Source organism: Micromonospora sp. NPDC047521, assembly GCF_055587305.1.
The window spans coordinates 151,714-177,634 of record NZ_JBVJGN010000010.1; the positions used below are offsets into that span (position 1 = coordinate 151,714).

The 25,921-nt window shown below is 68.6% G+C and carries 24 protein-coding genes, 3 tRNA genes and 1 pseudogene; 2 read left to right on the forward strand and 26 right to left on the reverse strand.

Features of this window, described 5'->3' with window-relative positions:
• Positions 1-55: 55 nt before the first annotated feature.
• The 23 genes from rpsG to ACZ6N8_RS22215 all read right to left on the reverse strand — a co-directional run bounded on the left by rpsG (position 56) and on the right by ACZ6N8_RS22215 (position 21,859).
• Positions 56-526 (reverse strand): 30S ribosomal protein S7, encoded by a 471-nt coding sequence (gene rpsG, locus ACZ6N8_RS22105; protein WP_076466673.1) that lies wholly within the window; start codon positions 524-526, stop codon positions 56-58.
• 1 nt (position 527) lies between these two features.
• Entirely contained in the window at positions 528-902 is a 375-nt protein-coding gene (gene rpsL / locus ACZ6N8_RS22110) for a 30S ribosomal protein S12 (protein ID WP_007465318.1), read from the reverse strand.
• Positions 903-1,425: 523 nt separating this feature from the next.
• A complete protein-coding gene (locus ACZ6N8_RS22115; RefSeq protein WP_466012465.1) occupies positions 1,426-1,848 on the reverse strand; it encodes a phage holin family protein in 423 nt (140 codons plus the stop codon).
• Between the two features lie 687 nt (positions 1,849-2,535).
• Positions 2,536-2,904: a hypothetical protein gene (locus ACZ6N8_RS22120; RefSeq protein WP_466012335.1), complete on the reverse strand. Its 369-nt coding sequence runs from the start codon at positions 2,902-2,904 to the stop codon at positions 2,536-2,538.
• A 93-nt stretch (positions 2,905-2,997) separates the two neighbouring features.
• Positions 2,998-6,888 (reverse strand): DNA-directed RNA polymerase subunit beta', encoded by a 3,891-nt coding sequence (locus ACZ6N8_RS22125; protein ID WP_466012336.1) that lies wholly within the window; start codon positions 6,886-6,888, stop codon positions 2,998-3,000.
• Positions 6,889-6,968: 80 nt separating this feature from the next.
• Positions 6,969-10,400: a DNA-directed RNA polymerase subunit beta gene (gene rpoB / locus ACZ6N8_RS22130; RefSeq protein ID WP_139582402.1), complete on the reverse strand. Its 3,432-nt coding sequence runs from the start codon at positions 10,398-10,400 to the stop codon at positions 6,969-6,971.
• Between the two features lie 571 nt (positions 10,401-10,971).
• Positions 10,972-11,355, reverse strand: a complete 384-nt coding sequence (gene rplL / locus ACZ6N8_RS22135; protein ID WP_151488762.1) for a 50S ribosomal protein L7/L12 — start codon at positions 11,353-11,355, stop codon at positions 10,972-10,974.
• Between the two features lie 54 nt (positions 11,356-11,409).
• Complete coding sequence (gene rplJ, locus ACZ6N8_RS22140) at positions 11,410-11,955, reverse strand: 50S ribosomal protein L10 (RefSeq protein WP_074314622.1); 546 nt, start codon at positions 11,953-11,955, stop codon at positions 11,410-11,412.
• A gap of 343 nt (positions 11,956-12,298) precedes the next feature.
• The gene (locus ACZ6N8_RS22145; protein WP_466012338.1) at positions 12,299-12,988 is read right to left on the reverse strand and encodes a hypothetical protein; all 690 of its coding nucleotides are present in this window, start codon (positions 12,986-12,988) and stop codon (positions 12,299-12,301) included.
• Positions 12,985-13,794 carry an ABC transporter ATP-binding protein gene (locus tag ACZ6N8_RS22150; RefSeq protein ID WP_466012339.1) on the reverse strand — a complete coding sequence of 270 codons (810 nt, stop codon included), beginning with the start codon at positions 13,792-13,794 and terminating at the stop codon, positions 12,985-12,987. The genes ACZ6N8_RS22145 and ACZ6N8_RS22150 overlap by 4 nt, the downstream gene beginning before the upstream one ends.
• A gap of 82 nt (positions 13,795-13,876) precedes the next feature.
• Positions 13,877-14,593: a 50S ribosomal protein L1 gene (gene rplA / locus ACZ6N8_RS22155; RefSeq protein ID WP_139582408.1), complete on the reverse strand. Its 717-nt coding sequence runs from the start codon at positions 14,591-14,593 to the stop codon at positions 13,877-13,879.
• A gap of 77 nt (positions 14,594-14,670) precedes the next feature.
• Positions 14,671-15,102, reverse strand: a complete 432-nt coding sequence (rplK, locus tag ACZ6N8_RS22160; RefSeq protein ID WP_053653970.1) for a 50S ribosomal protein L11 — start codon at positions 15,100-15,102, stop codon at positions 14,671-14,673.
• 189 nt (positions 15,103-15,291) lie between these two features.
• Entirely contained in the window at positions 15,292-16,014 is a 723-nt protein-coding gene (gene nusG / locus ACZ6N8_RS22165; RefSeq protein WP_139582412.1) for a transcription termination/antitermination protein NusG, read from the reverse strand.
• A gap of 40 nt (positions 16,015-16,054) precedes the next feature.
• Positions 16,055-16,447 carry a preprotein translocase subunit SecE gene (gene secE / locus ACZ6N8_RS22170; protein WP_139582414.1) on the reverse strand — a complete coding sequence of 131 codons (393 nt, stop codon included), beginning with the start codon at positions 16,445-16,447 and terminating at the stop codon, positions 16,055-16,057.
• Between the two features lie 213 nt (positions 16,448-16,660).
• Positions 16,661-16,733 (reverse strand) — tRNA-Trp (locus ACZ6N8_RS22175).
• Between the two features lie 129 nt (positions 16,734-16,862).
• Entirely contained in the window at positions 16,863-17,255 is a 393-nt protein-coding gene (locus ACZ6N8_RS22180; RefSeq protein WP_364373340.1) for a MaoC family dehydratase, read from the reverse strand.
• 1 nt (position 17,256) lies between these two features.
• Positions 17,257-17,703 carry an FAS1-like dehydratase domain-containing protein gene (locus ACZ6N8_RS22185; protein WP_387115436.1) on the reverse strand — a complete coding sequence of 149 codons (447 nt, stop codon included), beginning with the start codon at positions 17,701-17,703 and terminating at the stop codon, positions 17,257-17,259.
• A gap of 131 nt (positions 17,704-17,834) precedes the next feature.
• A complete protein-coding gene (gene rpmG, locus ACZ6N8_RS22190; protein WP_007073056.1) occupies positions 17,835-18,002 on the reverse strand; it encodes a 50S ribosomal protein L33 in 168 nt (55 codons plus the stop codon).
• Between the two features lie 132 nt (positions 18,003-18,134).
• A tRNA-Met gene (locus ACZ6N8_RS22195) sits at positions 18,135-18,207 on the reverse strand.
• A 24-nt stretch (positions 18,208-18,231) separates the two neighbouring features.
• A tRNA-Thr gene (locus tag ACZ6N8_RS22200) sits at positions 18,232-18,304 on the reverse strand.
• 93 nt (positions 18,305-18,397) lie between these two features.
• Entirely contained in the window at positions 18,398-20,926 is a 2,529-nt protein-coding gene (locus ACZ6N8_RS22205) for a putative bifunctional diguanylate cyclase/phosphodiesterase (protein WP_466012342.1), read from the reverse strand.
• A 113-nt stretch (positions 20,927-21,039) separates the two neighbouring features.
• Entirely contained in the window at positions 21,040-21,171 is a 132-nt protein-coding gene (locus ACZ6N8_RS22210; RefSeq protein ID WP_357993684.1) for a hypothetical protein, read from the reverse strand.
• A gap of 490 nt (positions 21,172-21,661) precedes the next feature.
• Entirely contained in the window at positions 21,662-21,859 is a 198-nt protein-coding gene (locus ACZ6N8_RS22215) for a hypothetical protein (RefSeq protein ID WP_466012343.1), read from the reverse strand.
• Between the two features lie 80 nt (positions 21,860-21,939).
• On the opposite strand from ACZ6N8_RS22215, the gene ACZ6N8_RS22220 reads away from it, so the two are divergent.
• A complete protein-coding gene (locus tag ACZ6N8_RS22220) occupies positions 21,940-22,464 on the forward strand; it encodes a hypothetical protein (protein ID WP_466012345.1) in 525 nt (174 codons plus the stop codon).
• 362 nt (positions 22,465-22,826) lie between these two features.
• Here the strand turns inward: ACZ6N8_RS22220 and ACZ6N8_RS22225 are convergent.
• Positions 22,827-23,396: pseudogene (locus ACZ6N8_RS22225) on the reverse strand (replication initiator); the annotation flags it as partial.
• A gap of 95 nt (positions 23,397-23,491) precedes the next feature.
• Between ACZ6N8_RS22225 and ACZ6N8_RS22230 the strand changes: the two are divergent.
• On the forward strand, positions 23,492-23,845 hold the full coding sequence (locus tag ACZ6N8_RS22230; RefSeq protein ID WP_466012467.1) for a hypothetical protein: 354 nt from the start codon (positions 23,492-23,494) through the stop codon (positions 23,843-23,845).
• Positions 23,846-24,397: 552 nt separating this feature from the next.
• On the opposite strand, the gene ACZ6N8_RS22235 is transcribed toward ACZ6N8_RS22230, so the two are convergent.
• Together ACZ6N8_RS22235 and ACZ6N8_RS22240 are read right to left on the reverse strand one after the other, a co-directional pair.
• On the reverse strand, positions 24,398-24,934 hold the full coding sequence (locus tag ACZ6N8_RS22235; protein ID WP_466012347.1) for a hypothetical protein: 537 nt from the start codon (positions 24,932-24,934) through the stop codon (positions 24,398-24,400).
• Between the two features lie 177 nt (positions 24,935-25,111).
• Positions 25,112-25,900, reverse strand: coding sequence for a HEPN domain-containing protein (locus ACZ6N8_RS22240; RefSeq protein ID WP_466012348.1), 789 nt, complete (start codon positions 25,898-25,900; stop codon positions 25,112-25,114).
• Positions 25,901-25,921 lie beyond the last annotated feature (21 nt).

Below are 25,921 nucleotides of genomic sequence, written 5' to 3' on the forward strand. Positions count from 1 at the left end.
CGTCTCGACTCAACTGGTGGCGGTTCCGGCGCCCGAGAGCGCCGGAACCAGGGTGTTACCAGCGGTAGTGCGCGAAGGCCTTGTTGGACTCGGCCATCTTGTGCGTGTCCTCGCGCCGCTTGACGGCGGCACCGAGGCCGTTGCTCGCGTCCAGCAGCTCGTTCATGAGCCGCTCGACCATGGTCTTCTCGCGGCGGGCGCGGGAGTAGGTGACCAGCCAGCGCAGGCCCAGCGTGGTCGCCCGGGCGGGGCGGACCTCGACCGGAACCTGGTAGGTGGCGCCACCGACACGACGGCTGCGCACCTCGAGGGTCGGCTTGACGTTGTCCATCGCCCGCTTGAGGGTGACGACCGGGTCGGTGCCGGACTTCTCGCGGCAGCCCTCGAGGGCCGCGTACACGATGGACTCGGCGAGCTGACGCTTGCCGCGGAGCAGGATCTTGTTCACCAACTGGGTGACCAGCGGCGAGTTGTACACCGGGTCAGCGACCAGCGGCCGCCGCGGAGCGGGTCCCTTACGCGGCATGTCAGCTCTTCTCCTTCTTCGCGCCGTAACGGCTGCGCGCCTGCTTGCGGTTGCGGACACCCTGGGTGTCCAGCGAGCCGCGGACGATCTTGTAACGCACGCCGGGGAGGTCCTTCACACGGCCGCCACGTACGAGCACGATCGAGTGCTCCTGGAGGTTGTGGCCGACGCCCGGGATGTAGGCGGTCACCTCGATCTGGCTGCTGAGCTTGACACGAGCGACCTTGCGCAGCGCCGAGTTCGGCTTCTTCGGGGTCGTGGTGTACACGCGGGTGCACACGCCGCGCCGCTGGGGAGACCCCTTCAGCGCAGGGGTCTTGGTCTTGGTCGTCTTGGCCTGACGGCCCTTTCGGACCAACTGCTGAATGGTGGGCACCGGGTTTCTCCGCTCCCTTCGGCCGCACAGTCGCGGCCGCGCCGTCTGCTCGTTAGCCGGCCTGATGACCGGCTCTCCTACATTCCGACCAGGGCCACCTCGCGGAGGTCCCGGCACCCGCGGTCGGGCGTGTCGCCCAGCTCACGGTCCCGGTGCGGACGCTTTCGCGGACCTACCGGGTTCTGTCACCGGCACGCGGGTCGCCCCGCACCGGGTCTTTGGCTTGTCGTGCCCGCTGCCCGGCTCACCGGAACCAGCGCACGCACGAGTTGCCCGGGCAGGCCCGGGCACAAGGGAAAAGAGTACCTACCACAGCCGGCCAGGTCAAAACGGATTGGCCCGGCGGCCGTCTCACGCCCGCCAGTCGGATCTCGCTCTGCCCCGTCGCCCGCGATGGGCACCTACGGATACAAGTGTACCGGCTTCCCCACCGGACCACCCGTCGCCCCCGCAGCGGGCACCGCCGACCCGACCCGGGACCTGCGGCGACCACTCCACCCGGGTGACCGGCGGGTGACCGGCCTCACGTCAGGGAGATCAGCAGGGACAGGCCGAGCGCCAACAGGCTGAACAGCGCCCCCACAGCCCCGCAACTGATGCCGGCCACCGCCAGCCCTCGACCGGTGAACCGGACCGCCGGCGGGCCCGTCGGCCGGCCGATCTGCCGCCGGCCGAGCAGGCCGGCCACGATCGCGGCCACCCCGGCCAGCACGCCCAGTACCGCGAACGCCCCGGACGCCCAGGCCCCACCCTCGTTCGCGAAGGCCACCCCGAAGCAGACCACCAGCAACGAGACCAGGACCGACGCGACACCGGCCACCAGCGCGCCGACGGCCAGACCCGAGGTGACCGGAGCCACGTCCAGGTAGACGACGCCGTACGGCGTGCCGGGCACCGCCTCGACCCGCTTCGGTGGGCGACGCTGCTCGTCGCTCGGAGGCGGCACCGGGGAGTTCCAGCCGGGGGCCTGCCCCGGCTGCCCAGGCTGTCCCAACTGGCCCGGCTGCCCCCACCCTGGCGGTGGCCCGTACCCGGACGGTGGCTGCCCCCGGTCGTGCGGCGGGGACGGCGCACCGGACACCGCGTACGGCTGGGCCGAGCCGGGCGCGACGGCCGCGCCCCACCCGGTCGGTGTGGCGCCCGCACCGGACGGTGTCGCGCCGCCGTCGGGCGCCGGACCCCAGCCGGGCGGCGGTGTGCCCCAGCCCGGTGGGGGCGTTCCCCAACCCGGTGGCGGCGCGGAGGGCTGCGGCGCGGAGGGCTGCGGCGCGGAGGGCTGCGGGGCGCCCCAGGCCTGCGTGTCCGGGCGCGGGGCGTCCCCCTGCGGGGAGGAGATAGGCGACGCGTCGGCGGCGGGCGCGGCCTGCTGCCCACTCGGGTCGGGCCGCGCCCAGGCGCTCGGCGCGGCCGGAGCCTGCTCCGCCGGTGCCGGGTCCGCCGGCCGATCCGCTGCCTCCGCAGGGGTTGGCGGCGGGGCCGACGCGCCAGGATGCCCGGCCGGTTCGTCCGCCGGGGGCCGCGCCGGTTCCGTCACGAGGTCCTCCTGTCGACAGGCCACCACCGCCGTGCGGCGGACACCGGCCAGGCTACCGCCGGGGGTCCCGCCGCCCACGCCCGGCGACCGTTGATCGGGTCAGTCCATGTTCGTCGGGTAGTCATGGCCGAACGGCGAACCCGCCATCTGGACCACGCCGATCACCACCGCGATCACCACGCTGACCGCGACCAGCACCAGGCCGATCCAGGCCATCCGCTCCCCCCGCCGCAGCCATGCGCCGCCGGTCAGGAAACCCCCTGAGGCGTACGCCTCGCGGCGCGCCTGCCGGGACAGTTGGAGCGCCACAGTCGCCGGCACCACCCCACCGATGAACAGACCGGTGAGCATCCCGAGCAGTCCGAGCGCGAAGACCGCCCGTGCCTTCGTGGCACGCGCCGGATCGGGATCCAGCGGATGCCGTGGGGCCTGCTGCGCGCTGGACACCTGGCCGGCTGCGGTGGTCATGCCCCCCATTCTGCCGAACCGGGTGCGCGGGTGGGCAGGTCCGGACACGACGAGGCCCCCGGCAGGTGCCGGGGGCCTCGTCGGTGTCAGTGCTTAGCGGTACGACCCGAAGTCGAAGTCGTCCAGCGGCACAGCCTGCCCGCTGGCCGGCCCGAACCCGTAGTCGGTCTCCGGGTAACCGGTCATCGAGTAGACCTTGGCCTTGGCCTCCTCGGTCGGCTCCACCCGGACGTTGCGGTACTTGCTGATGCCCGTACCGGCCGGGATGAGCTTACCGATGATCACGTTCTCCTTGAGGCCGACAAGCGAGTCGCTGCGCGAGTTGATCGCAGCGTCGGTCAGCACCCGGGTCGTCTCCTGGAAGGAGGCCGCCGAGAGCCAGGAGTCCGTGGCCAGCGAGGCCTTGGTGATACCCATCAGCACCGGACGACCGGCGGCGGGCTCGCCGCCCTCCGACACGAGCCGGCGGTTCTCCGACTCGAACAGCGCCCGGTCGACCAGCACACCCGGCAGGAACTCGGTCGAGCCGGAGTCGATGACCGTCACCCGCTTGAGCATCTGGCGGATGATGATCTCGATGTGCTTGTCGTGGATGAGCACGCCCTGCGAGCGGTAGACCTCCTGGACCTCCTGGGTCAGGTGGACCTGGACCGCACGCGGACCGAGGATGCGCAGCAGCTCGTGCGGGTCGATGGTGCCCTCGGTGAGCTTCTCGCCGACCTCGACGTGACCGCCGTCGTGGGTACGCAGACGCACCCGCTTGGAGATCTTGTCGTAGACGATCTCGTCGCTGCCGTCGTCCGGCACCACGATGATCTTCCGCGAGCGCTCGCCGTCCTCGATCCGGATCCGACCCGGGGTGTCGGCGATGGGCGCCTTACCCTTCGGGACCCGGGCCTCGAAGATTTCCTGGACACGCGGCAGACCCTGGGTGATGTCCTCACCCGCGACACCACCGGTGTGGAAGGTACGCATCGTCAGCTGCGTACCCGGCTCACCGATCGACTGGGCGGCGATGATGCCGACCGCCTCGCCGACGTCCACGGTCTTGCCGGTCGGCAGCGAACGCCCGTAGCAGGCACCGCAGACACCCAGCTTCGACTCGCAGGTGAGCACGCTGCGCACCCGGACCGTCTCCACGCCGGCGGCGACGATCTTGTCGACCCCGATGGAGTTGATGTCCTGACCCCGCTCGGCGACGACGGTGCCGTCCGGCCCCTTGATGTCGTCGGCCAGGGTACGGGCGTGCACGCTGGTCTCGGCGTGCTCGTGCACGACCAGCCTGCCGTCCTCCAGGCGCTCGCCGATCTGCATCGGGATCGCCCGGTCGGTGCCGCAGTCCTCCTCGCGGATGATCACGTCCTGCGAGACGTCCACCAGACGACGGGTCAGGTAACCCGAGTCGGCGGTCCGCAGGGCGGTGTCGGCGAGACCCTTACGGGCACCGTGCGTGGAGATGAAGTACTCCAGCACGGACAGACCCTCCCGGTAGCTGGCCTTGATCGGCCGCGGGATGATCTCGCCCTTCGGGTTGGCCACCAGACCACGGATCGCCGCGATCTGCCGGAGCTGGAGCAGGTTACCGCGGGCACCCGAGTTGATCATCTTCCACAGTGGGTTCTCCTGCGGCAGCGCGGTGTCCATCTCCTTGGCGACCTCGTTGGTCGCCTTGGTCCAGATCTCGATGAGTTCGCCGCGACGCTCCTCGGCGGTCATCAGACCACGCTGGTACTGCTTGTCGATCCGGTCGGCTTCCTTCTCGTACTTCGCCAGGATCTCCGCCTTGCGCGGCGGAGCGATGACGTCCTCCATGCCGATCGTCACGCCGGACCAGGTGGCCCAGTGGAAACCGGCCTCCTTGAGCCCGTCCAGGGTGGCCGCCAGGGCCACCTTGGGGAAGCGCTCGGCGAGGTCGTTGACGATCGCGGAGAGCTGACCCTTGCGGATCTCGTAGTTCACGAAGCGGTAGCCCTGCGGCAGCGTCTCGTTGAACAGCACCCGACCGAGGGTGGTCTCCACGGTCAGCGGCTCACCCTCGACCCAGCCCTCCGGGGCGGTCCACGCCTCGGAGCCGGCGCCGTTGTCGACACCGATCACGCCACGCAGACGGATCTTCACCGGAGCCTGCAGGTGCAGCTCGCCGTTGTCGAACGCCATCCGCGCCTCGGCGTCCGAGCTGAACGCCCGGCCCTCGCCCTTCTCACCGGCGGTGAGGTGGGTGAGGTGGTACAGGCCGATGACCATGTCCTGGGTGGGCATGGTGACCGGCTTGCCGTCGGCCGGCTTGAGGATGTTGTTCGACGACAGCATCAGGATCCGTGCCTCGGCCTGGGCCTCGGCGGACAGCGGCACGTGCACCGCCATCTGGTCACCGTCGAAGTCCGCGTTGAACGCGGTGCAGACCAGCGGGTGGATCTGGATCGCCTTGCCCTCGACCAGCTGCGGCTCGAAGGCCTGGATGCCCAGGCGGTGCAGGGTCGGCGCGCGGTTCAGCAGCACCGGGTGCTCGCCGATGACCTCTTCCAGCACGTCCCACACGACCGGGCGCTGACGCTCGACCATCCGCTTGGCGGACTTGATGTTCTGTGCGTGGTTGAGGTCGACCAGCCGCTTCATCACGAACGGCTTGAACAGCTCCAGGGCCATCTGCTTGGGCAGACCGCACTGGTGCAGCTTGAGCTTCGGGCCGACCACGATGACCGAACGGCCGGAGTAGTCGACGCGCTTGCCCAGCAGGTTCTGACGGAAGCGGCCCTGCTTGCCCTTGAGCATGTCGGACAGCGACTTGAGCGGGCGGTTACCCGGACCGGTGACCGGCCGGCCGCGGCGGCCGTTGTCGAACAGCGCGTCGACGGCCTCCTGGAGCATCCGCTTCTCGTTGTTGACGATGATCTCGGGCGCACCGAGGTCGATCAGTCGCTTGAGGCGGTTGTTCCGGTTGATCACACGGCGGTACAGGTCGTTCAGGTCCGAGGTCGCGAACCGGCCACCGTCGAGCTGCACCATCGGGCGCAGGTCCGGCGGGATGACCGGGACGCAGTCCAGCACCATGCCGAGCGGCGAGTTGCGGGTGTTCAGGAACGCCGCCACGACCTTGAGCCGCTTGAGCGCCCGGATCTTCCGCTGGCCCTTGCCGGACCGGATGGTCTCGCGCAGGCTCTCGGCCTCGGCGTCGAGGTCCATGTTCTGGACCAGCGCCTTGATCGCCTCGGCGCCCATCGAGCCGGTGAAGTACTCGCCGAACCGGTCGCGCAGCTCCCGGTAGAGCAGCTCGTCGGTGACCAGCTGCTTCGGCTCCAGCTTGCGGAAGGTGTCGAGCACCTCGTCCAGGCGGTCGATCTCGCGCTGGGCCCGGTCGCGGATCTGGCGCATCTCGCGCTCTCCGCCCTCCTTGACCTTGCGCCGGACGTCCGCCTTGGCACCCTCGGCCTCCAGCTCGGCCAGGTCGGCCTCGAGCTTGGCGGCCCGCTTCTCGATCTCCGAGTCGCGGCTGTTCTCGGACTGCCGCTTCTCGGCGAGGATCTCGTTCTCGATCGTCGAGAGGTCGCGGTGACGCGACTCGGCGTCCACGCTCGTCACGACGTACGAGGCGAAGTAGATGATCTTCTCGAGGTCCTTGGGGGCGAGGTCCAGCAGGTAACCCAGCCGGCTCGGAACGCCCTTGAAGTACCAGATGTGGGTCACCGGAGCGGCGAGCTCGATGTGCCCCATCCGCTCACGACGGACCTTGGAGCGGGTCACCTCGACGCCGCAGCGCTCACAGATGATGCCCTTGAACCGGACGCGCTTGTACTTACCGCAGTAGCACTCCCAGTCCCGCTGCGGACCGAAGATCTTCTCGCAGAAGAGCCCGTCCTTTTCCGGCTTCAGGGTGCGGTAGTTGATCGTCTCAGGCTTCTTGACCTCGCCGTGCGACCACTGACGGATGTCGTCGGCCGTGGCGAGACCAATGCGCAGCTCGTCGAAGAAGTTGACGTCGAGCACTATGTCCCCTATGTCGTCGTCTGTACTGCTAATTCTCGGGTGGGGTCGGGGGCCGGCGAGCCGGCCCCCGACCGCTCACCTCAGACCTCTTCGACCGAGCTCGGCTCGCGCCGGGACAGGTCGATGCCCAGCTCCTCAGCGGCCCGGAACACCTCGTCGTCGGTCTCGCGCATCTCCAGGGCCACACCGTCGCTGGAGAGCACCTCAACGTTGAGGCACAGCGACTGCAGCTCCTTGAGCAGCACCTTGAACGACTCCGGGATGCCCGGCTCCGGGATGTTCTCGCCCTTGACGATGGCCTCGTAGACCTTCACCCGGCCGAGCACGTCGTCGGACTTGATCGTGAGCAGCTCCTGCAGGGCGTACGCGGCGCCGTACGCCTGCATCGCCCAGCACTCCATCTCACCGAAACGCTGACCGCCGAACTGCGCCTTACCACCCAGCGGCTGCTGCGTGATCATCGAGTACGGGCCTGTCGACCGAGCGTGGATCTTGTCGTCGACCAGGTGGTTCAGCTTCAGGATGTAGATGTAGCCGACCGCGATCGGGTCCGGCAGAGGCTCACCGGAACGACCGTCGAACAGCTGCGCCTTGCCGCTGGAACCGATCAGCTGCTTGCCGTCACGGTTGGGCAGCGTCGACGACAGCAGGCCGGAGATCTCGGCCTCCCGTGCGCCGTCGAAGACCGGGGTGGCCACGTTCGTGTCCCCCTCGGACTCGTGCGCGTCGATCGAGCGCAGCTGCCGCTTCCAGTCGGTGTCGTCGCCTTCGACCTTCCAACCGGTCTTGGCGACCCAACCGAGGTGGGTCTCCAACACCTGGCCGATGTTCATCCGGCTCGGCACACCCAGCGGGTTGAGCACGATGTCGACCGGGGTGCCGTCCTCCAGGAACGGCATGTCCTCGATCGGCAGGATCTTCGAGATGACACCCTTGTTGCCGTGTCGGCCGGCGAGCTTGTCGCCGTCCTGGATCTTGCGCTTCTGGGCGACGTAGACCCGGACCAGCTCGTTGACGCCCGGCGGCAGCTCGTCGCCGTCCTCGCGGGAGAACGTCCGCACACCGATGACCGTGCCGGTCTCGCCGTGCGGCACCTTCAGCGAGGTGTCCCGGACCTCACGCGCCTTCTCACCGAAGATCGCGCGAAGCAGCCGCTCCTCCGGGGTCAGCTCGGTCTCGCCCTTCGGCGTGACCTTGCCGACCAGGATGTCGCCGGGGACGACCTCGGCGCCGATCCGGATGATGCCGCGCTCGTCGAGGTCAGCGAGCATTTCCTCGCTGACGTTCGGGATGTCGCGGGTGATCTCCTCCGGGCCGAGCTTGGTGTCCCGGGCGTCGACCTCGTGCTCCTCGATGTGGATCGAGGTGAGCACGTCCTGCTGCACGAGGCGCTGCGACAGGATGATCGCGTCCTCGTAGTTGTGCCCCTCCCAGGTCATGAAGGCCACGAGCAGGTTGCGCCCGAGTGCCATCTCGCCCTCGTCGGTGCACGGCCCGTCGGCGATGACCTGACCGGCCTCGACGCGGTCGCCCTCGAAGACCACAGGCTTCTGGTTGACGCAGGAGCCGGCGTTGGAGCGGCGGAACTTGTGCAGCAGGTACGTCCGGCGGTGGCCGTCGTCCTGGTGGATGGTGACGTAGTCGGCGCAGAGATCCTCGATCACACCGCCGACCTCGGCGACAACCACGTCGCCCGCGTCGACCGCGGCCCGGTACTCCATGCCCGTACCCACCAGCGGCGCCTCGGCCTTGACCAGCGGCACCGCCTGGCGCTGCATGTTCGCGCCCATCAGTGCCCGGTTGGCGTCGTCGTGCTCGAGGAACGGGATCATGGCGGTCGCGACCGAGGTCATCTGCCGCGGCGAGACGTCCATGTAGTCGACGGCACCGGGGACGACGTCCTCGGTCTCACCGCCCTTACGACGACACAGGACCCGGTCCTCGGCGAACGTGCCGTCAGCCTTCAACGGCGCGTTGGCCTGGGCCTTGACGAACCGGTCCTCCTCGTCCGCGGTCAGGTAGTCGATCTGGTCGGTGACCCGACCCTCGACGACCTTCCGGTACGGCGTCTCGATGAAGCCGAACGGGTTGACCCGGGCGAAGGTGGACAGCGCGCCGATCAGGCCGATGTTCGGGCCTTCCGGCGTCTCGATCGGGCACATCCGACCGTAGTGGGACGGGTGCACGTCGCGGACCTCGAAGCCGGCCCGCTCGCGGGACAGACCACCCGGGCCGAGCGCGCTCAGCCGACGCCGGTGGGTCAGGCCCGCCAGCGGGTTGGTCTGGTCCATGAACTGGGACAGCTGCGACGTACCGAAGAACTCCTTGATCGCCGCCACCACCGGGCGGATGTTGATCAGGGTCTGCGGCGTGATCGCCTCGACGTCCTGCGTGGTCATCCGCTCGCGGACGACCCGCTCCATGCGGGAGAGGCCGACCCGAACCTGGTTCTGGATCAGCTCACCCACGGTGCGCAGGCGCCGGTTGCCGAAGTGGTCGATGTCGTCGGCCTCGTAGCCCTCCTCACCGGCGTGCAGCCGGCACAGGTACTCCACGGTGGCGACGATGTCGTCCTCGGTGAGCGTGCCGGTGGTGATCGGCACGTCCACTTCGAGCTTCTTGTTGAACTTGTAGCGCCCGACCTTGGCGACGTCGTACCTCTTCGGGTTGAAGAAGAGGTTGTCGAGCAGGGTCTGGGCGTTCTCGCGCGTCGGCGGCTCGCCAGGGCGCAGCTTGCGGTAGATGTCTAGCAGGGCCTCATCCTGGCCGGCGATGTGGTCCTTCTCGAGCGTGGTCATCATCAGCTCGGACCAGCCGAACCGCTCGCGGATCCGCTCGGCCGACCATCCGATGGCCTTGAGCAGGACCGTGACGGCCTGCCGGCGCTTGCGGTCGATGCGTACGCCGACCGTGTCGCGCTTGTCGATGTCGAACTCCAGCCAGGCACCCCGACTCGGGATGACCTTGACGCTGGAGAGGTCGCGGTCGGAGGTCTTGTCCGGCTGCTTGTCGAAGTACACGCCCGGGGACCGGACGAGCTGGCTGACCACGACGCGCTCGGTGCCGTTGATGACGAAGGTGCCCTTGGGCGTCATCATCGGGAAGTCACCCATGAACACCGTCTGGCTCTTGATCTCGCCAGTGGTGTTGTTGGTGAACTCCGCGGTCACGAAGAGCGGAGCGCAGTAGGTCAGGTCCTTCTCCTTGCACTCCTCGATCGAGGCCTTGACCTCGTCGAAGCGCGGCGCCGAGAAGGAGAGTGACATGGTGCCGGAGAAGTCCTCAATGGGACTGATCTCTTCAAGGATCTCCGCGAGACCCGAGCGTGCGTGCGGGTCGTCCGCCGACCGGCCCTGCCAAGCCTCGTTGCCGACGAGCCAGTCGAAGGACTCGTTCTGGATGGCAAGGAGGTTGGGGACCTCGAGGTGTTCGGTGATCCTGCCGAATGAAACTCGGCGGGGAGCGAATGCGCTCGACGTACGACTGGTCTTCGCAGGGCGGGAAGCTGCCAAGATGCGTCCTTCCGAGGACCGGTGCTGCAGAACGGCTGGTACGCGTGCACTCCAATGACCCCACCAGAAATATCCGTAAACGGACATTTCCGAGCAGGGGTCAAGTCGGAAGGCAGCGCAAACTAGCAGTGTAGCCGAGAGGCTAACCGCTGTCCAGCCCACCCCGCAGGTCGTCTGCGGAACGCGCCTCGGCCCCCGTCAACCGGGGTCTGCCGGGCCGCTCAGAACGCAACGTCCCCACTGGGCCGCGCGGGTTGCCGCGGCCGTTGGTGCCGCCGCTGTCATTACCCACGTTGTGGCCGTCGCAAGCGCGGTGTCTTGCTGGTGTCAGCGTGCCTGGCAGCCCGGGGCCGCGTCAAGGGCCGGTATCCGGGTTGTCCGTTCTTTCCCACCGGAGGTGGACCCGCAGTCCCCGTTCAGGCCGGCACGCCACGGACGGATGCCCAGCTCAGAACGGATGGACGCCGGATCCACCAACACGGCGGGCGGCGATCCGTGTCGGATCACCGCCCGCCGCGACGCGATCGTGTCGCGGCTCACCGAGCCGGGCACGCGCCTGTGGAACGTCAGGTCACTTGAGGGTGACCTTGGCGCCCTCGCCCTCGAGCTTGGCCTTCGCCTTGTCGGCGGTCTCCTTGTTGACCTTCTCCAGGATGGCCTTCGGCGCGGACTCGACCGCGTCCTTGGCCTCCTTGAGGCCCAGGCCGGTCAGCTCACGCACGACCTTGATGACCTGGATCTTCTTGCCGCCGTCAGCCTCGAGGATGACGTCGAACTCGTCCTTCTCCGGCTCGGCCTCGGCGGCGGCCGGGGCGCCACCAGCGGCGGCAACGGCGACCGGAGCCGCGGCGGTGACCTCGAAGGTGTCCTCGAACTGCTTCACGAACTCGGAGAGCTCGATCAGCGTCATCTCCTTGAACGCGTCGAGCAGCTCGTCGGTGCTGAGCTTCGCCATGTCTGGCGTCCTTTCCTGAATCTGTTAAGTAAGACTTGGTGCGTCGGGACGGCCTCAGGCCGCCTCGGCGCTCTCCTTCTCGCGCTTGTCCTGCAGTGCAGCCGCCAGACGGGCGGTCTTCGACAGCGGGGCCTGGAACAGGGCCGCGGCCTTGCTCAGGTTGCCCTTCATCGCGCCGGCCAGCTTGGCCAGCAGCACCTCGCGGGACTCCAGGTCGGCGAGCTTCGTGACCTCGGCCGCGGAAATGGCCTTGCCCTCGAAGACACCGCCCTTGATGACGAGCTTCGGGTTGGCCTTCGCGAAGTCGCGAAGGCCCTTCGCCGCCTCGACGACGTCGCCCGAAACGAAAGTCAGCGCGGTAGGACCGGTGAACAGCTCGTCGAGGCCGTTGATGCCCGCGTCCGTCGCAGCACGCTTCGCCAGCGTGTTCTTCGCGACCGTGTAGCTGGTCTCGGCGCCGAGCGAGCGCCGGAGCTGGGTGAGCTGGGAAACCGTCAGACCGCGGTACTCGGTCAGCACGGTGGCGCCCGCGTTGCGGAAGCTCTCGGTCAGCTCAGCGACGGCCGTGGCCTTGTCGGCTCGGATCGGCTTGTCCGCCATGTCCCTCCTCTCTCGTTCATCGAGGCTGGTCCCCGTCACGGCCGGAACCGGGAGCGGGGGCGGAGGCAGCGCGACAACGAGAAAGCCCCGGCGCAGGGCGCACGGGGCGAGGGCCGGCGGATCGACACGGTCGGCGGACCATGCTCACTGCCGAGTTACGCTTGCCGCCCTGCGCGGGTCGCCCGTCTGTCGCGGGACCTTCGACCGTGCCGGAGCACGGTGACCAGCGGTCTCTGGGTGGTTCCTCATCCGTAACGAACACGGATGACTGTTGAAGAGTACGCGCCCGCGTCACCAGCGCCAAATCGCCCCCGGTGAGCCGGGCCACCAGCGCCGCCGGCGGTCAGCCCCGGGCCCGCCGCCGCCACAGGTAGCCGCCGACCACCGCGGCGCTCCAGGCCAGCGCCCACACGGTCAGGCCCAGCAGGGTGAGCGCGGCGGCGTCACCAGCAGCCGTCCGGGCCGTGGCCATGATCGGCGGAGCCAGCCAGGGGGCCACCGAGCCGTTCAGGCCCAGCACCACCGCGCCGACACCGCCGAGCGCCAGCACGGCGACGCCGTACCCGGCGCCACCCACCGACGCCCGGCTGGCCAACGCCCCAAGAGCAACAGCTGCGGGTACGACAAGCAGGTGCGCCCACAGCCCCAGCGCGAGCCCGGCCGGCACCGACCGGTCCCCCGGGTCGACCGGGCCGGTGACCCCGCCCACCAGCCACGGGAAGACAAGCGCGACGGCCACCGTCAGCAGTGCCGCCACCCCGGCGGCGAGCAGACCCGCCGCCCGCTCCCGGGCCACCCCGACGGTCACCTGGGCGAGCCGGCGCTGCACGTCCGGCTCGACGTCCAACAAGATCTTGGTCTGCCAGGCGAGCACCGGAAAGAGCACCACCGCGGAGACCCCGTACGCCTCCGCCGGTTGGGCCCGGCCGCCCCCGTAGAGCGTGCCGAGTGCGACGAGACCGGCAAGCAGTGGCGCCAGCGCCCGGCCGGTACGCAGGAAGCCGGCCAGCCGCAGCCGGACCAGGGCGGTCATCGGGCCTCCCCCACGGTCGGCGGGGCCAGTGCGGCCGGCGGGGCTGACGGCTGGTGCTGGGGTGCGTCGGTCGAGGCGTCGGGGCGTACCCGAAGAATCTGGTGGCCCTCGGCCCGCAGGCGGGCGACGGTGCTGGCGACCCGCGCGGACGGCACCGCGACCTCGACCACGGCGACGGTCTCGTCCGCAGACGGCGCCTCCTCGGTCAGCCCGCCGTCGGCCACCGTCCAGCGGCGCGCCCCGGGCAGCCGGACCGTCTCCCCGCGATGGTCACTGACCAGGACCACGCCGTCGGCGGCGAGCACCTCGTCGATCAGCTCGGGGACCAGCTCACGGGTCGCGGCGTCCAGCCCCTCCCACGGCTCGTCGAGCACCAGCAGGCCTGGCGGGCGCAGCATCGCCTGGGCGAGGCCCACCTTCTGCGCGGTGCCCTTGGACAGTTCCGGCAGGCGAACCGCGCGGAACCGGGCCAGGCCGAGCCGGTCCGTCCAGGCGGTCACCGCGTCGTCGGCCGCGGAGCGGCCCAGGCCGGCCACCCGCGCCATCCCGGTCAGGTACCGGGCCACGGTGAACGGCTGGTCGGCGGGGAACCGTTCCGGCACCCAGCCGACCCTGGCCGGGCGGTCCGTGACCCGACCCCGGCCCGGTCGGAGCACCCCGGCGGCCACCTGGAGCAGCGTCGACTTGCCCACCCCGTTGCGGCCCAGGACGACCGCCACCTCACCCGGGCCGATCCGCACGTCCACTCCGCGCAGCACCCACGGCCCCCGCCTGTGGTACCGCAACCAGACGTTCTCCAGCCGCATGCGGTCGAGCCTGCCACAACACGAACGCGCCGGGGCGCCGCCACGGTCGTGGCGGCGCCCCGGCGGAGCGAACTGGTCGGGCTCAGGCCTCGGCCGAGTCCTCCTGGAGGTTCTTCACCACGTTCGGGTCGACCGGGACGCCCGGGCCCATCGTGGTGGTCAGGATGACCTTGCGGAGGTACTTGCCCTTCGCCGCGGACGGCTTGGCCCGCAGCACCTCGTCGAGCACCGCCGCGTAGTTGTCCACCAGCTGGCTCTCCGAGAAGGAGGCCTTGCCGATGATCAGGTGCAGGTTGGAGTGCTTGTCCACCCGGAAGGTGATCTTGCCGCCCTTGATGTCCTGCACCGCCTTGGTGACGTCCATGGTCACCGTGCCGGTCTTCGGGTTCGGCATGAGACCGCGCGGGCCCAGGATCCGCGCGATCCGGCCGATCTTGGCCATCTGGTCCGGCGTGGCGATCGCCGCGTCGAAGTCGAGCCAACCACCCTGGATCCGGGCGACCAGCTCGTCGGTGCCCACCTCGTCCGCACCCGCCGCGACAGCCTCCTCGGCCTTCGCGCCGCCGGCGAAGACGATCACGCGGGCGGTCTTACCGGTGCCGTGCGGCAGGTTGACCGTGCCGCGGACCATCTGGTCCGCCTTGCGGGGGTCGACGCCGAGGCGCATGGCGACCTCGACCGTGGCGTCGAACTTGACGTTGGTGGTCTCCTTGGCCAGCTTCACGGCCTCGGCGGGGGTGTAGAGCTTGGACCGGTCGATGACGTCGGCGGCCTTGCGGTAGCTCTTGCTGCGCTGCATTGCTGATTACTCCTGTGGTCTCTGGCGGGCCGCTCGGCGCGAGCCCTCCCACGATCGGGTCTTCGGCGGGGCCGACGTCAGTCGTTGACGGTGATGCCCATCGACCGGGCGGTGCCGGCGATGATCTTCTCGGCCTGGTCCAGGTCGTTGGCGTTGAGGTCGGCCATCTTCTTCTCGGCGATCTCACGCAGCTGGGCGCGGCTGACCGAGCCGACCTTCTCGCTCTGCGGAACGCCGGAACCCTTCTGCACACCGGCGGCCTTGATCAGCAGCCGGGCGGCGGGCGGGGTCTTCAGCACGAAGGTGAAGGACCGGTCCTCGTACACGCTGATCTCGGCGGGGACGATGTCGCCCCGCTGGGACTCGGTCTGCGCGTTGTAGGACTTGCAGAACTCCATGATGTTCACGCCGTGCTGGCCGAGCGCGGGGCCGACCGGCGGCGCCGGCGTGGCCTGGCCCGCCGGCAGCTGAAGCGTGAACGTCTTGACGAGCTTCTTCTTCGGAGGCATGTCACTTCCTGGGGCTTGGAGCTGGGAAAATGCGGCTGACACCGCCCTGGCAGGCGCGCACGGTCAGCGCGGTGCGACAGCGGCGACGTTCAAGAGTAGCGCAGGCCGCAGCCCGCTCGTCCGCCGAGGTCGAGCGGGGAGGGCGTACGCCGACGTCGGCGGCGGGCCGGGCCCGCCGCCGACGACCGGTCAGATCTTGGCGACCTGGTTGAAGTTGAGCTCCACCGGGGTCTCCCGGCCGAAGATCGACACCAGCACCTTGAGCTTCTGCTGGTCGGCGTTGATCTCGCTGATCGTGGCCGGCAGCGACGCGAACGCGCCGTCGGTGACGGTGACCGAGTCACCCACCTCGAAGTCGAGGACCTTGATCTCCGGCTTCGCCTTCTTCTGCTCGGTCTCGACGGCCGGCGCCAGCCACTTCAGCACCTCGTCGAGCGAGAGCGGCGCGGGCCGGTCGGCCCGGTCGGTCGCGCCGACGAAGCCGGTCACACCAGGCGTGTTACGGACGCAGGAGTACGACTCGGCGGTCAGCTCCATCCGGACCAGGATGTAACCGGGGAAGACCTTGGCCTGGATCTGCGAACGCTTACCGTTCTTGACCTCGACCTCTTCCCGGGTCGGCACCTCGACCTGGTAGATGAAGTCCTCCATGTCGAGGCTCGTGATCCGGGTCTCGAGATTGGTCTTGACCTTGTTCTCGTAGCCGGCGTACGAGTGCACCACGTACCAGTCACCCGGCGCGTAACGCAGCTTCTGCCTCAGCTCGGCGACGGGGTCGTACTCCTCGTCGGGCTCGGGCTCGGTCGTTGGGAACTCCGGCTCGCTGGCGGCCTCGACCGACTCGTCACCAGCCGCCGTCGCGACGGTGGACTGCTCGTCCACCGGTCCGGCGGTCTCGTCGTACTCAGGCACGCTCGCTCACTTCCGTCACTATCGGCTGGAGGCCAGCCGGTCAGCTCGAGTTGCCGAAGACAAACAGCACGACCTTGGCGAAGCCGTAGTCCAGCACACCGACGATCGTCAGCATCACCGCGACGAACGTCACCACCACGGCGGTGTAAGTCAGCAACTCCTTGCGGGTCGGCCAGATGACCTTACGCAGTTCGGCCACGACCTCGCGGAAAAACCGGGCGACACGGCCGAAGACGCCCACCCGACCGGTCTCCGACCGGGTGGTCGGCCGGCTGTCCGCAGACTCCGCGCGGGCACGCGACCGCGTCGCGGTGCCACCCCGGGAGACCGGCTCGTCCGCGCTGGAGGCGTCGTCGTCGGCTACCTCGTCGACGACCTCGTCGTCCAGACGATCGTCGCCGGCGTCCTCGCCGCGCCGCTTGTTGTCGGCCACTTCGCCCTCCGTCGCGGAATCTGGGGTCGCACGCCGGGTGGCGTACGCGGCGCTGGTCACGCCGGCCGGGCCCAACCGTCCCGCGACGGGCCGCGGCCGGTGGATCAACCGGAGGGCCCGAATGCCTCGGAACCACCCCGCCGATGCCACCACCACGGGCCGGACGCCGCCTTGTCGGCGGCGCGACCCACGGGAACGGTCAGGCCTGAGGCGCAGGGGTGACAGGACTTGAACCTGCAGCCTGCGGTTTTGGAGACCGCTGCTCTGCCAATTGAGCTACACCCCTGTGCGGCAACACTCGCCCCACGCGGCCACAGACGACCGAGCAGGGGTCACTTGCCCCACGGCGGACCAGTGTACGGGTAGCCGCCCGACTTTCCCAACCGGTCTCCCCGCCACGCGTGGCGGGGGTTGTTCAGCGTGCCGTCCGGATGGTCGCCCGGGCCTGCGACAGCACCTTCTCGCCCAGACAGGTGGCTGTCACATCGAGCCGGGTGAGGCCCTCCTCGGTCACCTCACGGACCACAGCGGAGACCTCGATCTCGGTGCCCTGGTCGTCGTCGGGGACCACCACGGGCCGGGTGAACCGCACGCCGTACTCGACCACCGCGTCGGGCGACCCGGCCCACTCGGTGACCGCCCGGCCGACCAGGGCCATGGTGAACATGCCGTGGGCGATCACCCCGGGCAGGCCCACCTTGGTGGCGACCCGGTCGCTCCAGTGGATCGGGTTGAAGTCACCCGAAGCGCCCGCGTACTGGACCAGGTCCGCGCGGGTCACCCGGAACGTCTTGGCTGCCAGCTCCATCTCAGGCCTCCCCGCGTACGACGTACTTGGCCCAGACGGCCACGACCGGCTCCCCGCCGACGGTGCTCACGTCGGTGCGGGTGGTCAGGAAGCCGTGCCCGCCCCTGGTGGTGACGTCCTCGATCGTGTTGACGCACACCAGCTCGTCACCTGCCACCACCGGCCGGGTGTACGCGAACCGCTGGTCGCCGTGCACCAGGCGGCTGTAGTCGACGCCCAGCGCCGGATCCTCGATGATCTGCCGGCTCGCGGCCATCGTGAGCACCACCGGGAAGGTCGGCGGGGCGACCACGTCCGGGTGGCCGAGCGCCCGGGCCGCCTCCGGGTCGTGGTGCGCCGGGTCGCCGGCGCCGATGGCGGTGGCGAACTCACGGATCTTTTCTCGGCCCACCTGGTAGGGGGCGGTCGGCGGATACGTCCGGCCGACGAAGGAAGGGTCCAGAGGCATGCCGCGAACCTACACGGAAAGCACAATCGCCGATCTGCTCGGTCGACAGCGGCATTTGCCGCGCCGTACCGGTCAGATCGGCGATCGGGAAAAGCTTTCAGAACGACGGCCGGCGCGGGGCCGGCCAGCGATCAGCGGGTCTCGCGGTGGACCGTGTGCCGACCGTCACGCGGGCAGAACTTCTTCAGCTCGATGCGGTCGGGGTCGTTGCGCCGGTTCTTGCGCGTGATGTAGTTGCGCTCCTTGCACTCCACACACGCCAAAGTGATCTTCGGCCGGACATCGGTAGCCTTCGCCACGGCGGAGTGCCTTCCTCGCTAACGGAAACAACTACGACGCGCCAGCCTAGTTGCTGACTGCGCGGACATGCAAAGTGGGCGCCAGTGGCGCCCATCTCAACGACCACCGGGAACGAGCCCGGAAGACGAGAGTAGCGGTGGCCGGACTTGAACCGGCGACACAGCGATTATGAGCCGCTTGCTCTGCCATCTGAGCTACACCGCCGCGGTGGGTCCAGCTGAACCCTCGAGCCCCCTTACGGAATCGAACCGTAGACCTTCTCCTTACCATGGAGACGCTCTGCCGACTGAGCTAAGGGGGCCTGCGCGAACTCCCCGTGGGGCGCGCAGAAGTTAGAATACACGGCCCGGGTCAGCAGGTGAAATCGGATCCCCGGTGATCGTCTACGCCCAGCTCAGGGCACGACACGCAGGCGCGGAAGCTCCCCGGCGGCTGTCGTTTCCGGGTCCACCTGAGCGCCGAACCAGGCGGCCAGCCGCTCGTACGGCAGCGGCCTACTGAACAGGAATCCCTGCCCGATCTCGCAGCCGATGTCCTGAAGAAGCTCCAGGGTCAGCTCGCTCTCCACGCCCTCGGCGACCACGGCCAGACCGAACTGCTGGGAGAGCGTCACCACCGCGTTGACGATCGCCAGGTCCCCCGGATCCGTCGCCATGCCCTGCACGAACGAGCGGTCCACCTTCACCTCGTGCACCGGCAGCCGGCGCAGGTGGGCCAGGGACGAGTCCCCGGTGCCGAAGTCGTCCACCGACAGCCGTACGCCGAGATCGCGCAACCGTTGCAGGGTCGGGATGGGCCGGTCCGTGCCGTCCAGCACCCCCGACTCGGTGATCTCCAGGGTGAGGCGCTGCGCCGGCACGCCGTACTCGGCCAGCAGCTCCCGTACCCGGTCCGGGAAGTGCTGGTCGGTGAGCGAACGGGCGGCGAGGTTGACCGCGATGGGCAGCGGCTGGTTGGCGTCGGCCCAGTCGCGGCTGCGTCGCAGCCCCTCGCGGAGCACCACCTCGGTGAGCCTGCTCAGCTGGCCGGTGTGCTCGGCCACCGCGACGAAGTCCTCCGGAGCGACAGTGCCATGCGTCGGATGCTCCCAGCGGGCCAGGCACTCCACCCCGACCAGCCGGCGGTCCCGCAACGTCACCTTGGGCTGGAAGTAGACCTCCAGCTCGCCCTGGTCCAACGCCTGGCGCAGGTCGCCGGCGAGACCCAACCGGCGCAGCGACCGCGACTCCAGGCCCGGGTTGAACAACTGCACGCTGCCCGGCACCGTCTTGGCCGCCGTGGCCGCCAGGTCCACCCGGAGCAGCAGGGTCGCCGCATCGCTGCCGTGATCCGGGTGTACGGCCACCCCGACTGCGGTGTTCACATCGAGGGTGAGGGCGTCGAAGACCATCTCGTCGCGGATCTGGTCGCGCAACTGACCGGCCAGCTCCAGCGCGGCGTCGGCGCTCTCCAACCGCAGCGTCACCAGGAACTCGTCGCCGCTGGCCCGGCCCACCAGAGCCGACGACGGCGCGCTGGCCCGCAGCCGGTTGGCGACCTCGACGAGGACCTTGTCCCCCGCCGCGTGGCCGAGGGACTCGTTGACCTGCCGCAGCCCGTCGACGTCGAAGAGCAGCAGAGCCACCACTTCCCCGTCGGTACGGATCTTGACCGACTCCTCGAGCGCCGCGGTGATCCGCCGCCGGTTGGGCAGCTTGGTCAGGGCGTCGTGGTACGCGTCGTGTCGCAGCCGGTCGACCAGTCGGGAATTCTCCAGCGCCACGCCGGCATGGGCGGCCACTGTCTCGAAGACGGGAATGTCGGCCGGGGTGAAATGGCCGACGTCGCTGAGCCGGTTGACCACCTCGAGCGTCCCGATCACCGCCTGCCCCGACCAGAGCGGCACCACTATCGCGTCCTTGGCACCCGCCGCCCGCAACAGCGCGGAGCGTTCCCGGTCCTCACCGAAGCGGACACCCAGGGCGACCGGCTTCCGCTGGGCCACCACGGACTCGCGCAGCGCCGCCGGGATCTCGGAGAAGTCGAGCAGCCCTCGGCCGTCGACCCGGGCGGTGAGCAACACCTCGGGGTGTCGGCCCTGGGCGGGTAGCCACAGAGTCGCGTACTCGGCCTGCATCAGCGCGCGCACCCGGCCGAGCAGGGCGTCCGGCAACGTGCCGTCCTGCCCGCTCTGACTCATCGCGCGGGTCAGGTCGTAGATGTCGGCGAGCGTGCGGTGCTGGCGCAGGAACTGGGCGTACGCGCGGTAGACAACGGCCACCGTGACCGCGAGCGCGGCCAGCAGGAGCAGTGACCAGCGGGTGGTGCTCACCGCGATCACGATGATCAACCCGACGGTGGCGTTGACCCCGGCGGCCAGCAACGGCACGGTCGAGGTGCGGACGACCTCCAGCCCGGCCTGCGAACCCTGGAGGAGGGTGATCACAGCTACCACCGCGGCCAGCGTCACCAGAGTGATCGTGCTGACCGCCGCGAAGAGAATGCCCCAGGTGCCCGGCCCGACGCCCCGGACCGGCGGAAGCGCCAGCAGCACCAGACCGCCCAGCGAGGTGGCGGCGGCGGAGCGCGCGACATTGAACGCGAACTTGGCGACACCCAGTCGGCGCCGCACCTGCGTGATCAGGGCCGCCAACGTGGCCACCAGGACGACTGTCAGCGGCGGCAGGTAGTAGAGCGCCAGGACCAGCGGGATCTCGGTGACCGTCGCCGAGAGGGTCTGGCGCCGTACGACGAAGCTCAACACCGGGAGATGAGCGGCGATCAGCGCGACGAGCAGCAGCCCGGCCGGACCCCAGTCGCCGTAGGGCTCCGGGTCAACCAGGGCGATCAGCAGGCAACCGAAAACCGCGATGAACGCGAGCGGCCCGGTTATGAACCAGGCCAGGTCTGTGCGACGTCGCGAGCCTGTCGCGCGGCTGCTCATCCTGCTCCCTTGCCGTCACGACGAGTCACCTGCGGTGCCGACGGACGGCTACCGCCGACACCGCCGACACCGCAGAGACGATGACGGTCAGCTAACAGGAACCGTGGGATACGTCAGTTCCACTCGAACTCAAGAGTGCGAACGGTGCCGCTGTCCGGCACCCCGGTGATTGCTCCGACACCAACGAACAGGGAGAGCAGCATCAGGGTCGAACCAAGCAGCCGACCCAACTTCTGAGTGGGCATCTGTGGGGCTCCTGTCACAAGAGGCACGGCGAGGGGTGGAGGTTCCATGATGGTGCCACACGCGAAGAGGCCAACAAAGCCTCCGCGTGCTGGCTCCCCCTGGACGACGGCAAGTCCGACCGATCGTCAGGCCGTGTTGCCTGGTGTGGTGATGCCTGCCCATCCGTCACGCCCCGCGGGCGATTCGCCAGGTGATCACTCCGACCTTCCTCGCCAAAGAGCCGGAAACACCCCCGGTCGCCCATTCGACTGTCGGAGAAGCCGTACGAAGGGCACCCACCGTTCTATCAGAACGATCCGACGAGGCCAATACCCATCGATGGGTACGGCGACAGTCGTACCACGTCGCGACAGCCCTCAGACCCATGACCTGCACGGCAGCCGGGACGCGCGCCCGTACCTCGGGGGCGAAGATTTCCGACACCTGGCGACGAGGTGGCCGCCGCCGTCAACCTCGCCCGCGTGCCCTCGTCACCGAAGCATGTCCACGTCACCCGTCACTGGGTCCACCGCCACGAAGAGTGCGGTAGCCCTGAACCTCGGCGTCGCCCTGCGGAACGAGGTCGACGACGAGGTGGGACTTCTTACCCGTGAGCCCTCGCAGCTCCTCCTCGTACGGCTCGCCGACATGCCAGTCCTCGATCCAAAAGGCCAGGGCTTGCCGGTCCACGGCCCACCATTCGCTCACGCGCATGGATCCGCCCCTGCCGCCGTTCCGGCGCCCAATAACTCCACGACATCACCAGCTTGCCGACCGATCATGTGTCGATGACCAGCGAAGAGGCTCTTGCCAACCTTCACGACACCGCCGCCTTCTGGAGCATCGGCTCCGCCACCGCAGCTGACGTGGTCAGGGCCGCCTGCGACTGCCTGGTAGCAGGCGTCGACAGTCCGGCCCTTCGGATTCTGGCCGGCGTCTCCCCGGTGAGGGGAAGCGAGGATGACGAGCTGCACCGCTGGCTGGCTGATGCGTTCGCGGAACTCTCCCTTACCTACTACGGGGAAGAGAGCCGAAAGGCCGAAGAAGAAGTCCTCCGCATCATGGCGCGACGACTGCTCGCCAAGACGATCACACCGCGTGAACTCACGTCCTGGGTCTCCCGGTTCATCACCTATGCCGGGACTCCCCTGGCAGGCGAACTCATCAACCTCGAGAGCGCCTACGAGTACGTCGATGCCGCCCAGGAAGTGCGCGCACAGGCCGGCGACAAGCCCGAGGATCTCGACGCGGAGGTCATCGCCGAAGCTCGCAGGCTGGTCGGCGACAGCGGCGCCGGCAGAGACCAGGGTTGAACCAGAGGAGCCCTGAGCGGCAAGATCGACCTGGCCAGAACCAGTCGTCGACGCGGGACTCAGCCGGATTCGGCCAGACGAACGCCAACGGCCCCCGACCAGCATCTCTGCTGGTCGGGGGCCGCTCTCACGCCTGGTGGAGGGTAGAGGATTCGAACCTCTGTAGCTTTCGCGACGAAATTACAGGGCATCCATGATCTTGGCCGCGTCAGGTGTGCTGACTTGCTCCTTCTCAGCCCGCCGCACGGTTGGAGGTGCTGGCCGCTCACCATCTGCCTACGCGCAGAACATGCAGATCAGTAGTAGAGGAACCCGCGGATCACCGCGACGACCGCCAGCAGGATGGCAATCCCCCAGACAACGTCCTGGCGCCGCTTGGTGGAGCGCTTGCGCCGTGGGCCGGACTCGTCGTCCTGGTCCTCGTCGTCGCTGGCGTGAGGTGGTCCGACGCGCCCGCGCAGGCCCTCGGCGGCGATGGCTTCCTCTACCTCGCGGATCGCCTCGTCGAGGTCGGTCACCTGGTCCCACTGGGCCGCCCTCACCGCCTCGTCGCGGGAGAACTCCAGGTGTGCGCGGAACAGGATCAGTGACTTCTGCGCCTCGGTCGCGGGTTCCGGGGCGGGTAGCGGCTCGTCGTCGCGGTGCCAGCCCTCACGGATCTGGGCCTGCCGTAGCCGGCGGTTCTTCTTGGCGCACGGCGGGCACTTGTCCTCACGGGTCGCCCCGCAGGGCAGGTCGATGACCTCGGTCAGGCCGGTGTCGAGGTCGGTGCGGCGCATGGCGAGCGGGCGGACGCAGACGCCGTACTCGATGGCGATGTCCTTGAGCACGTCGATCGAGCGGGGCAGCGCCATGCGGGCCGCCCGCGACCCCAGCCGAGGAGCAACCGGGGTCGGAGCGGGTTCGAGACCGGGCAGGGTCCGAGCCGTCATCGGCCCACCCCCACCGCGAGTTGAATGCGGTGGTCCCGGGTGCCGGCCCGCCGGTACTGTCCGGGCTCACCAAGAATCCGAACGGCGAGGTCAACATGAGCAGCGATGACGGTACGACGGTGCTGTGGCGCCCAACCGGGCCGAAAGAGCTGGATCTTGTCCGCGAGTCCGGATGGCGGGTGTGGCCGCCGCGTCTTCCGGATCAGCCGATCTTCTACCCGGTCCTGAACGAGGACTACGCGGTGATGATCGCCCGGGACTGGAACGTGCCCGCTTCCGGCGTCGGCTACGTGACTCGCTTCCGAGTGGAGTCGGAGTTCCTGAGCCGTTACCCGGTCCGCCAGGCCGGCGGAAAGACCATTCTGGAGCTGTGGGTGCCGGCCGAGGAACTGGACGAGTTCAACACTCACATCGTCGGCCTGATCGAGGTCGTGCACGAGTTCCGGTAGCCGCCGGCCGGCGGCGAGGGTGGCCGTCATCGGATGATCCCGACGACCTGGGGTCGGCTGGGCTGAACGACGCCGACCGGAGGTAGTACGCGGCTGATGCCGGCGGCATCAGCCGGAGCCGGCGGCGCGGGTTCGACAGGCTGCGGCTCGCCGCACCAATCGCCCTGCGGCTGATCGGGGCTCCGATGCCGGCGGAGGAGCGGGTTCGCTGGACAGGACGACCTTCACCAGGGCGAGGAAGGCCAGCGACGGTACCGCCGCGACGATCCAGCCCAGACGGAGGGTTCGGCTTCTGCGACCTGGGCAGCGAGGGAAAGCAGCGCGCGCAGCCGGACCCAGCCAGACAAACAACAACGGCCCCCGATCAGCATCTCTGCTGGTCAAGGGCCGTGTCTGCACCTGGTGGCGGGTAGAGGATTCGAACCTCTGTAGCTTTCGCGACGGATTTACAGAGCGCCAAGCGCAAGTCTCTGACCAGCAGGAACGTCTTTTAACCCTGGGACGGTGACACAGATGCGACACAGGCCGCCCGTCTACGTCAGGGCCTCCCGCCTACTCCTCGTGTTGCCGACGCCGCCAAACCATGTCCGCGCCCGACTGGATCACTTCCGCTAGGTCGTTCGCCGAACGGACGTAGGCAACAGCAGCGCCGGGCTCTGGCTCGGTCGTGCCGTGAGCGACCTCGTTCCGAAGCCTCCGAAGCGAGTCGAGAGCGCTGGCTGTCTCGTCCGAAATAACGCCCTGCTCATGCAAAGCCCTGATAACGGGCAAGTACGAGGATCCGCTACCGAATGACCTGCGAAGGTTCGCCGGAAGGAGGTTGGCCGCAATGCTCGCCATGATCTCGCCTAGCAGCGACCACGATGCCACCACCGAGTACGACGGGTTCTCGCCTGCCCGAAGCGCGATCTCCTTGAAGCCAGCCTCTAGCCGGTCAGTCTCGGCGCTACTGGGTGCTTCCGGCCCGCCCGCCTCCTCATCCGTCACTGCCCTAGTTGCCTCGGCCTCAATGGCACGATCTACCTGGCGCTCGGCTTCTCCGAACTCTGCCGCGAAGCTCCCCGCGCTAACCGAGCGAAGTTGCTCCATGCGCTTCATGATCGGCTTGCGCAGCATCAGAACTATGACCAGTACTGAGACTGGCCAGGCCAGATGACCGACAAGAGCGGCAGCGAGTTGAAACCCATCCACAACATGCATCTTGTAGGAGGGAGTCAACTCGCGTTGCCCCCGGTCGGGGCCTCCAAACCAACCACTTGCCTGGCGCTACTGGTCGAGCGAGCTAGCGGCCCCGGTCGCAGGGCGTGGCGACGGAACCGACGTAGCGGACCACCGGTTCGCGCCTGTCACCTCCCCAATCACTCTGCCGACCGCCGCGTCCGTCCGAGCAACCAAACCAGACACCAGGTTGTAGAACTGTTTGACATGCCGTTTGGCAACAGTGTTTCCAGGTTCATATCGATGCGCAATGACGTTCCTTCTGTCAATGAATGAATCCAGCTCATTGCGCGCCCATTCAACACCAAGCGGAAGTGTCCAGGCGTCCGAGATTCGGATAATCCCAACGGACTCCAAGAACAACGTGTCCACGTTCTTCGCCTTGGGCGTCGCGAACGAGTAGTTCCGCTTCTGTCCGAGCAAGTACAACCGGTCCAACAAATACTGCCGCCACCCCTCCCCGGCAAGGGTCCAAGGCGCGAATTCTTCATCCAACCGGCGCAATTCCTTGGCGACCGCCTTGAGGAGCGGCCTCGGAAGAGCTTCCCAGGTAGGAGCGTGCTGCACCAGGAGGCGAAGCCCTTCCTCCGCGACATCCTCGCAGTAAGCCTCCCAAAGGGCGGCGACGAGCACCAGGACTGCCTTATTAGCGACGTGCAGCTTCTCGTAGATCGCTTTAACCCCTACCTTTTTTGCTTCCTGATGGAGTGCATAGAAGTCCCTTACGTCGTCCGCGTTCGCTACGAAGTTCAGGCAGGCATTACTAACAGGAACACGAATAATCCTAGTATTTGGCACGGCTGCAAGTTCAGAGAGTTCATCACCGGCCATACTCATGATGCTCCCCTCCAATCCTAG

Excerpts from the sequence above, each read along its gene's own strand:
- ACZ6N8_RS22240 (WP_466012348.1), bottom strand. The coding sequence starts at position 25,900 with ATGAGTATGGCCGGTGATGAACTCTCTGAACTTGCAGCCGTGCCAAAT.
- ACZ6N8_RS22230 (WP_466012467.1), top strand. The coding sequence starts at position 23,492 with ATGAGCAGCGATGACGGTACGACGGTGCTGTGGCGCCCAACCGGGCCG.
- ACZ6N8_RS22220 (WP_466012345.1), top strand. The coding sequence starts at position 21,940 with ATGACCAGCGAAGAGGCTCTTGCCAACCTTCACGACACCGCCGCCTTC.
- rplL (WP_151488762.1), bottom strand. The coding sequence starts at position 11,355 with ATGGCGAAGCTCAGCACCGACGAGCTGCTCGACGCGTTCAAGGAGATG.
- ACZ6N8_RS22205 (WP_466012342.1), bottom strand. The coding sequence starts at position 20,926 with ATGAGCAGCCGCGCGACAGGCTCGCGACGTCGCACAGACCTGGCCTGG.
- ACZ6N8_RS22185 (WP_387115436.1), bottom strand. The coding sequence starts at position 17,703 with ATGCCTCTGGACCCTTCCTTCGTCGGCCGGACGTATCCGCCGACCGCC.
- rplJ (WP_074314622.1), bottom strand. The coding sequence starts at position 11,955 with ATGGCGGACAAGCCGATCCGAGCCGACAAGGCCACGGCCGTCGCTGAG.
- ACZ6N8_RS22235 (WP_466012347.1), bottom strand. The coding sequence starts at position 24,934 with ATGGAGCAACTTCGCTCGGTTAGCGCGGGGAGCTTCGCGGCAGAGTTC.
- rplA (WP_139582408.1), bottom strand. The coding sequence starts at position 14,593 with ATGCAGCGCAGCAAGAGCTACCGCAAGGCCGCCGACGTCATCGACCGG.
- rplK (WP_053653970.1), bottom strand. The coding sequence starts at position 15,102 with ATGCCTCCGAAGAAGAAGCTCGTCAAGACGTTCACGCTTCAGCTGCCG.
- ACZ6N8_RS22210 (WP_357993684.1), bottom strand. The coding sequence starts at position 21,171 with ATGCCCACTCAGAAGTTGGGTCGGCTGCTTGGTTCGACCCTGATGCTG.
- ACZ6N8_RS22120 (WP_466012335.1), bottom strand. The coding sequence starts at position 2,904 with ATGACCACCGCAGCCGGCCAGGTGTCCAGCGCGCAGCAGGCCCCACGG.
- ACZ6N8_RS22180 (WP_364373340.1), bottom strand. The coding sequence starts at position 17,255 with ATGGAGCTGGCAGCCAAGACGTTCCGGGTGACCCGCGCGGACCTGGTC.
- ACZ6N8_RS22145 (WP_466012338.1), bottom strand. The coding sequence starts at position 12,988 with ATGACCGCCCTGGTCCGGCTGCGGCTGGCCGGCTTCCTGCGTACCGGC.
- ACZ6N8_RS22150 (WP_466012339.1), bottom strand. The coding sequence starts at position 13,794 with ATGCGGCTGGAGAACGTCTGGTTGCGGTACCACAGGCGGGGGCCGTGG.
- rpsG (WP_076466673.1), bottom strand. The coding sequence starts at position 526 with ATGCCGCGTAAGGGACCCGCTCCGCGGCGGCCGCTGGTCGCTGACCCG.